Origin of the sequence: Streptomyces durocortorensis, from assembly GCF_016901035.1 — a bacterium.
Classification (GTDB): Bacteria; Actinomycetota; Actinomycetes; order Streptomycetales; family Streptomycetaceae; genus Streptomyces; species Streptomyces durocortorensis.
The window spans coordinates 1-6,855 of record NZ_JAFEUF010000308.1 but is presented as its reverse complement, the minus strand read 5'-3'; the positions used below and the strand labels follow the sequence as shown (position 1 = coordinate 6,855).

8 protein-coding genes are annotated in these 6,855 nt (G+C 70.3%); all 8 read right to left on the bottom strand.

Features of this window, described 5'->3' with window-relative positions:
* Positions 1-89 precede the first annotated feature (89 nt).
* Positions 90-1,478, bottom strand: a complete 1,389-nt coding sequence (locus JS521_RS32255; protein ID WP_205086449.1) for an 8-oxoguanine deaminase — start codon at positions 1,476-1,478, stop codon at positions 90-92.
* A 45-nt stretch (positions 1,479-1,523) separates the two neighbouring features.
* Positions 1,524-2,927 (bottom strand): nucleobase:cation symporter-2 family protein, encoded by a 1,404-nt coding sequence (locus JS521_RS32250; RefSeq protein WP_205086448.1) that lies wholly within the window; start codon positions 2,925-2,927, stop codon positions 1,524-1,526.
* Positions 2,928-2,995: 68 nt separating this feature from the next.
* Positions 2,996-3,919 (bottom strand): factor-independent urate hydroxylase, encoded by a 924-nt coding sequence (gene pucL, locus JS521_RS32245; protein WP_030814575.1) that lies wholly within the window; start codon positions 3,917-3,919, stop codon positions 2,996-2,998.
* 7 nt (positions 3,920-3,926) lie between these two features.
* Complete coding sequence (gene uraH, locus JS521_RS32240) at positions 3,927-4,316, bottom strand: hydroxyisourate hydrolase (RefSeq protein ID WP_097886172.1); 390 nt, start codon at positions 4,314-4,316, stop codon at positions 3,927-3,929.
* A 20-nt stretch (positions 4,317-4,336) separates the two neighbouring features.
* The gene (gene uraD / locus JS521_RS32235) at positions 4,337-4,873 is read right to left on the bottom strand and encodes a 2-oxo-4-hydroxy-4-carboxy-5-ureidoimidazoline decarboxylase (RefSeq protein ID WP_205086447.1); all 537 of its coding nucleotides are present in this window, start codon (positions 4,871-4,873) and stop codon (positions 4,337-4,339) included.
* A gap of 164 nt (positions 4,874-5,037) precedes the next feature.
* Positions 5,038-5,436, bottom strand: coding sequence for a helix-turn-helix domain-containing protein (locus JS521_RS32230; RefSeq protein ID WP_030585274.1), 399 nt, complete (start codon positions 5,434-5,436; stop codon positions 5,038-5,040).
* Positions 5,433-5,684, bottom strand: a complete 252-nt coding sequence (locus JS521_RS32225; RefSeq protein ID WP_006128581.1) for a YkoF family thiamine-binding protein — start codon at positions 5,682-5,684, stop codon at positions 5,433-5,435. The genes JS521_RS32230 and JS521_RS32225 overlap by 4 nt, the downstream gene beginning before the upstream one ends.
* Before the next feature lie 109 nt (positions 5,685-5,793).
* Positions 5,794-6,855: lactonase family protein (locus tag JS521_RS32220; RefSeq protein WP_205086446.1), on the bottom strand; the 1,062-nt coding region annotated here is incomplete at its 5' end.

The window sequence follows — 6,855 nt, the reverse complement described above, 5'->3', positions numbered from 1 at the left end:
GGGGGGGGGGGGGGGGGGGGGGGGGGGGCCGCCGGGGGCGGGGGGGGGGCGGGCCCCCTCGACCGGCCGGTCGGGGATACCGCCCGGAGTCAGGCTCCGGCGGCGATCTGCGCGAGGCGGCGGGCCTCGTCGCGGGTGACGCGGGCGATGGCGTCCTCGTCCACCGTGGTGAGGTGGTTGCCCTCGACGACCGGCTTGCCGTCGACGAGGGAGAGGGTCACCGGGGCGGCCGCGCCGAAGATGAGCGCGGTCACCGGGTCGGCGATCGAGGAGTGGGCCAGGGTGTCCAGCTTCCACAGGACGAGGTCGGCGAGCTTGCCGGCCTCCAGGGAGCCGATCTGGTCGGCGCGGCCCAGCACCTGGGCCCCGCCGAAGGTCCCGAGGCGCAGGGCCTGACGGGCGTTCAGGGCGGCCTCGCGGTGGGCGCCGAGGCGGTTGATGAGCAGCGCGTTGCGCAGTTCGGTGTGGAGTTCGCCGGACTCGTTGGAGGCGGTGCCGTCCACGCCGAGGCCGACCGGAACACCGGCGGCGAGCATGTCGGGGACGCGGGCGATCCCGGCGGCGAGGCGGGCGTTGGAGGACGGGCAGTGGGCGACGCCGGTTCCCGTACGGGCGAAGGCGGCGATGTCCGAGTCGTTCATGTGGACGCAGTGCGCCATCCACACGTCGTCGCCGAGCCAGCCGGTGGACTCGAAGTAGTCGGTCGGGCCCATCCCGAACAGCTCCTTGCAGAACTGCTCCTCCTCGACGGTCTCCGAGCCGTGGGTGTGCAGCCGTACGCCTCGACGGCGGGCCAACTCAGCACCCTGGCGCATCAGTTCGGTGGAGACCGAGAACGGCGAGCAGGGCGCGACGGCGATCTGCGTCATCGCGTCGAAGGAGGCGTCGTGGTGGGCGTCGATCGTCGCCTCGGTGGCGGCGAGCGCGCCTTCCAGCGTCTCGACGGCGAAGTCCGGCGGCAGGCCGCCGTCCTTCTCGCTGCGGTCCATGGAGCCCCGGGCGAGGGTGAACCGTACGCCCATCTCGCGGGCGGCCCCGACGATGGCGCCGGACAGGTCGCCGGAGCCCTTCGGGAAGACGTAGTGGTGGTCCATGGCGGTGGTGACGCCGCCTCGGGCCAGCATGGCGAGCGAGCCCTGCGCGGCGGCGCGGGCCATCGGCTCGTCGATGCGCGCCCAGGTCGGGTAGAGGGCGACCAGCCAGTTGAAGAGGTTGTGGTCGGTGGCCAGGCCTCGGGTGATCCACTGGTAGAAGTGGTGGTGGGTGTTGACGAGGCCGGGGGTCGCCAGGTGCCCGGTGCCGTCGATGCGCCGGACGACTCCGGCGAGGCCCTCCGGTGCCTTGCCGGCGCCGACGGACTCGATGCGGTTGTCCGCCACGACGATGTACCCGGACGCGTACTCCGTGTCGTGGGCGTCGACGGTGGCGATCGAACAGTTCTCGATGATGATGCGCTGAGGGTCTGCCGAAGCTGCCATGGTGCTTCCTTCTTCTTTCTGTGGCGATGTGGGCACGGCAGGACCCTAGGAGGATTTGAGTGCCACAGCGGTGCGGCTGTGGGTGCCGAGATGGTGGAAGAACAGGTTGAGCACGACCGCGACCAGTGCTCCGGCGCTGATCCCGGAGCCGAGGACGGTCTGCGCCCAGGCCGGGAATCCGGCGTAGAAGGTGGGCGCGGCGAGCGGGATGATGCCCGCGCCGAGCGCGACGGCCACCAGGATGATGTTGGAGCTGTCGTCGAGTCCGGCTTCGGAGAGCGTACGGATGCCGCTGACCGCGATGGAGCCGAAGAGGACGATGCCCGCGCCGCCGAGGACCGGCATCGGGACGAGCGAGACGACCGCGCCGAGCACCGGGAAGGCGCCGAGGACCAGGAGCGCGCCGCGGGGGGGGGCGACGACGTACCGGCTGCGGACGCGGGTCAGCGAGACGACGCCGACGTTCTGGGCGAAGGCGCTGGTGGGAAAGCCGCCGAAGACCGGGCCGAGGAGGGTGGCGATGCCGTCGGTGCGGAGACCGCGGGTGATCGTACGGCCGTCCGTGCGGCGGTCGCAGATCTCACCGAGGGCCAGCATGCCGGCCGAGGACTCCGTCATCAGGACGAGCATGACGATGCAGAGGGAGAGGATCGCGGCGGGCTGGAACTCCGGCGCGCCGAAGGCGAAGGGGGTCGGCAGGGCGGCGAGCGGGGCGGACTTCAGCGCGGAGAAGTCGGCGAGTCCGAACGGGATCGCGGCCAGCGTGCCGACGAACATGCCGACCAGCAGGGCGACTTGCTTGAGAAAGCCGCGGCCGAAGCGCTGGACGAGCAGGATGACGACGAGCGTGAAGGCGGCAAGCGCCAGGTACTTCATGGCGCCGAAGTCGGCTGCGGTGGCGTCGCCGCCCTGCGCCCAGGCGACGGGCACGGGCATCAGGGTGACGCCGATGAGGGTGATGACCACGCCGGTGACAAGCGGAGGGAAGAAGCGCAGCAACCGGCCGAAGAAGGGGCCGACGGCCAGGCAGAACACTCCAGCGACAAGCACCGCCCCGTAGATCGCGGGGAGTTGGTGGCCCGGTGCGCTGGTCTCGGCGATGGCGAGCATCGGCGCGATCCCGGCGGAGGAGGCGGCGTTGACGAAGGGGAGCCGGTTTCCGGCGAAGGGGCCGAGGCCGATCGTCTGGAGGATGGTGGCGAGTCCGGCGATCAGGAGGCTGGCCGCGATGAGCCGGGTCATGCCGGCGGTGTCCAGGCCGACGGCCTGGCCGATGATCAGCGGAGGGGTGACGACGCCCGCGTACATGGCGGCGATGTGCTGGAGCGCGGCGGGGACGAGCCGCGCGGGAGGAAGCTTCTCGTCGACCGGGTGGACTGCCGTGTCGGCGGCGGTGGTCGGCGAGGTTTTGCATGGGCCTTCTGCCGGCCCCGTTGCAGGCTGTGCCATGGGTGTTCCCTCCGGGATGACCGGCCCCCGCCCGTCTGTGGTCGGACGGGGGCCGGTTCAGTGCCGCGTCAGAGGTTGGTCATGTCGACCGGGATCTTCGGCTCGACGCCGTCCCGGAGCACGGTGGCCTCGATCAGACCGTAGGGACGGTCCGCCGCGAAGTAGACCTCGTTGTCGTTCTTGAGGCCGAACGGTTCGAGGTCCACCAGGAAGTGGTGGTTGTTCGGCAGCGAGAAGCGGATCTCGTCGATCTCGCTGCGGCTGTTGATGATGCGCGAACCCATCTGGTACAGGGTCTGCTGGAGCGAGAGGGAGTACGTCTCGGCGAAGGCCTGGAGCATGTGCTTGCGCGCCTGCTCGTAGGACTTCTCCCAGTTCGGCATGCGCTGCTCGTCGCTGGTCCAGTTGTAGCGCCAGCGGGCCGAGACGTCCGTCGCCAGGATGCGGTCGTACGCCTCCTTCAGCGTCGTGTACTTGTCCTTGACGTAACCCCAGAACTCGGAGTTGGTCGAGTTCATCACCGTGAGGTCCTTGAGGCCCGAGATGACCTCCCAGTTTTCACCGTCGTAGGTGATCTGGGAGACGCGGGTCTCCATGCCCTTGCGGGCGAAGGAGTGCCTGACCTCATCGGCGCCGATGAACTTGGAGTTGCCGTCGGAGGTCGCGATGCGCTCCCAGCTGTACTCCTCGATCCGGATCCGGGCGCGGTGGATCGGCTCCTGGGAGGAGACGAAGTGCCGGGCGAGGTGGATGCCGAACTGCTCGGCGGACTCGATCCCGTGCTCCTTGGCGAACGCGAACACCGTGTTCTTGGTGGTGTCGGTCGGCAGGACGTTGGCGTTGGAGCCGGAGTAGTGCACGTCGTCCATGTCGCCGGAGAGGGCGACGGAGACGTTCAGGTCCTTGATGTGGTGGGTGTCGCCGTCCCGCGTGATCTTGACGACGCGGTTCTCTGCTTTGCCGTACTGGTTCTGGCCGAGAATCGTGGGCATGTCGGTGCTAGCTCCCTCGGTAAACGGAGTAGCCGAACGGGTTGAGCAGCAGCGGTACGTGGTAGTGCTCGCCCGGGGAGACCGCGAACGCGATGGTCACCTCGGGGAAAAACGCACCGCTGTCCCTTACGCGGGGGGCGTCCTGCTGCGCCTCGGCTTGCTTCTTGGAAAAGTACGTCTCGGTGTCGAAGTCGAGACGCACGTGGGTGGTGCCTTCCGGCAGCGCCGGCAGGTCCTTGCAGCGCCCGTCCGCATCGGTCGCGGAGGCTCCGAGCGTCACGTACGGCGCGTCGCTTCCGCTGCGGGCGGCGAGCGAGACGGCGACGGACGCGGCGGGGCGGCCGATGCTGGTGTCCAGGATGTGCGTGGACACCGATGCGGTCGTGTCGGTACTCAAGACCGTCACTCTCCTAGATCTCAAGAGTCCTGTGCGGGAGCGCCCTCTGCGAGGGTCTCCGTCACGAGACGGGTCAGCCGGATGCGGTTGATCTTGCCCAGTTCGGTGCGCACGATCTCCTGCTCCTGCTCGGGCGAGTTCCCGATCCGGGACTTCACCGCGTCGCGCATCTGCTCACCGGTGGCGCCGGTGGCGCAGATCAGGAAGACATGTCCGAACCGCTCCTGGTAGGCCAGGTTCAGTTCGAGCATCTCGGTCTTGAGCTCCTCGGAGGCGCCGGCCATCCCCCGCTGCTCGCGGGAGGAGGTCGGGTCGCCGGGCTTCGGGCGGCCGATCGGCGGGTGGCCGGCCATCGCTTCGGCCAGATCCTCCGCGGTGAGCGTCGCCATGGCGGCGTCGCTCGCGGAGAGCAGGGCTTCTTCGGTGGCGTACGGACGCCCGGCGAGAATCATGTTTCCCCAGGTCGCACTGGCACACACCTCGTGCAGTGCGGGGGTGGCCTCGCCGTCCGCCAGGGTGTTGAACCGGGTGAGGCCCGGTGTGGAGCTCGAAGTCACGGGAGCCTCCGTGGCTGTTTTTCGCTGTGCGTTGTTCGGGCTGCGGATAGCTAACGCCCTCCGCAACACGACGTCAACACTTTGTTGAAATCTCGCGAACGAAGAAAGCCGCCGTCCCGGCATGCGGACGGCGGCTTTCCTGTGCGTTCGGCGGGTTCGGCCAACTACTCACCCTTGGCCGTATGTTCCCGGTTCAGGTAGTTGTACACGGTGAATCGGGATACGCCCAGAGCGCCGGCCACGGTCTCCACGCCGTGTCGTACGGAGAAGGCACCGCGTGCCTCCAGGGTCCGCACCACGCTCTGCTTGGCCTTCCGGTCCAGGTCGGCGAGCGGCATCCCGTGCCGCCGCTCCATCGCGGCGAGGATGTGGTCCAGCGAGTCGGAGAGCTGAGGCAGGCGTACGGCTATGACGTCCTGCCCCTCCCAGGCGAGCACCACATCGTCCGGCTGGGCCTGCTCGGGGCCCAGCAGCTCGGCGCCCATCGCGTCGACGAGCGGCTTGACGGCCGATACGAAGGGGTGGTCGACGGTGACCGGAACGTTATCGGCGGATTCGGTCACCGGATCTCCTCCTCGATCACGTTCACCTGGAGCGAGACCCGGGTGGCGCCCGAGGCCAGGGCCTGGCGCAGCAGGGAGTCCACGGCGGTGAGCACCTCGTCCGCGCCCCCTTCCGCGGTGTTGCCGAAGGGGCCGACGTCGACGGCGTCCAGCTCGGCGCCCTGGATCACCTCCCGGGCCACCACCGCGTGGGTGGGCGCCTCGTCGAGATCGAAGGGCTCGGTGGTGAATTCCACCCTCAAGCGCACTGTGCCTCCCTGATGTCCTCGCCGCGGGTGCGGGCGCGCGGCTCGGCCACGACTGTAACCGCTGTACGGGGCCCCGCCCCGGTGTGCGCGGGGCCCCGTACGGCGGCGGTCACGGGAGCGGCAGCACACAGACCGCGACAGGCGCCGGGAAGGGGTCGCCGGCAGCGGTCAGGGAGCCGTCGGGGCCGACGCCGAAGACGGTGACGGTGGAGGAGCGCTGGTTGGCGGCGAAGAGCAGCGAGCTGTCCGGGGACAGGGCGAGCTGGCGGGGCCAGTCGCCGCCCACGGGCACGGTGTCCAGCAGCCGCACGGCAGCCCCGTCGTCCTCCACGGCGTAACGGGTGAGGCTGTTGTGGCCCCGGTTGGCGAGGTAGACGTATGCCCCGTCGCCGGTGACGACCGGCTGGGAGGGGTAGCTGGTGCCGGATCCCGTACCGGTGGACTGCCCGGGCCCCGGGGTGAAGGCGCCGGTGGCGGGGTCGTACGCGCAGACGATCAGGGTGTTGTCCAGTTCGCAGGCCAGGTAGGCGAAGCGCCCGCCGGGGTGGAAGGCCAGATGGCGCGGGCCGGAGCCGGGGGCCAGGGCGGCGCGGGAGACCTCGGTGAGCGTCCCGGCGGACTCGTCGAGCGCGTACGTGTACACGGTGTCGGTGCCCAGGTCGACGGCGAGGACGTGGCCGCCGTCGGGGGTGGTGACGATCTGGTGGGCGTGCGGGCCGCCCTGGCCGGGGCCGGGCGGCGGTGAGCTGTGGGTGACCAGGTCGGTGCGCTCCCCCAGCGAGCCGTCCTCGGCGATCGGGTGCACGGCGACGCTGCCGGAGCCGTAGTTCGCGCTGAGCAGCCAGCGCCCGGACGGGTGCACGGAGAGGTGGGTGGCCCCGGAGCCGCCGGTGGGACGGCTGCACAGCACCTCGTACGTCCCGTCCGGCGCGATGCTCACGGCGGTGACCGCCCCCGCCTCCTGCTCGGCGACCGCGTAGACGGTCGAGCCGGAGGGATGGAGGGCCAGGTAGGAGGGGTTCTCGACGCCGGTGATCACGGGGCCCGGGGTGATCGCGCCGGTGCCGGTGTCGTACGCGGCGGTGCCGATGCCGGTGCCGCCGCCCGCCTCGGAGGTGTACGTGCCCAGCAGTAACGGGCGGATGGCGCGTGGAGCGGCGGGTGCGGGCCG

Coding starts and splice junctions, on each gene's coding strand:
- JS521_RS32255 (WP_205086449.1), bottom strand. CDS start 1,478: ATGGCAGCTTCGGCAGACCCTCAGCGCATCATCATCGAGAACTGTTCG.
- pucL (WP_030814575.1), bottom strand. CDS start 3,919: ATGCCCACGATTCTCGGCCAGAACCAGTACGGCAAAGCAGAGAACCGC.
- JS521_RS32250 (WP_205086448.1), bottom strand. CDS start 2,927: ATGGCACAGCCTGCAACGGGGCCGGCAGAAGGCCCATGCAAAACCTCG.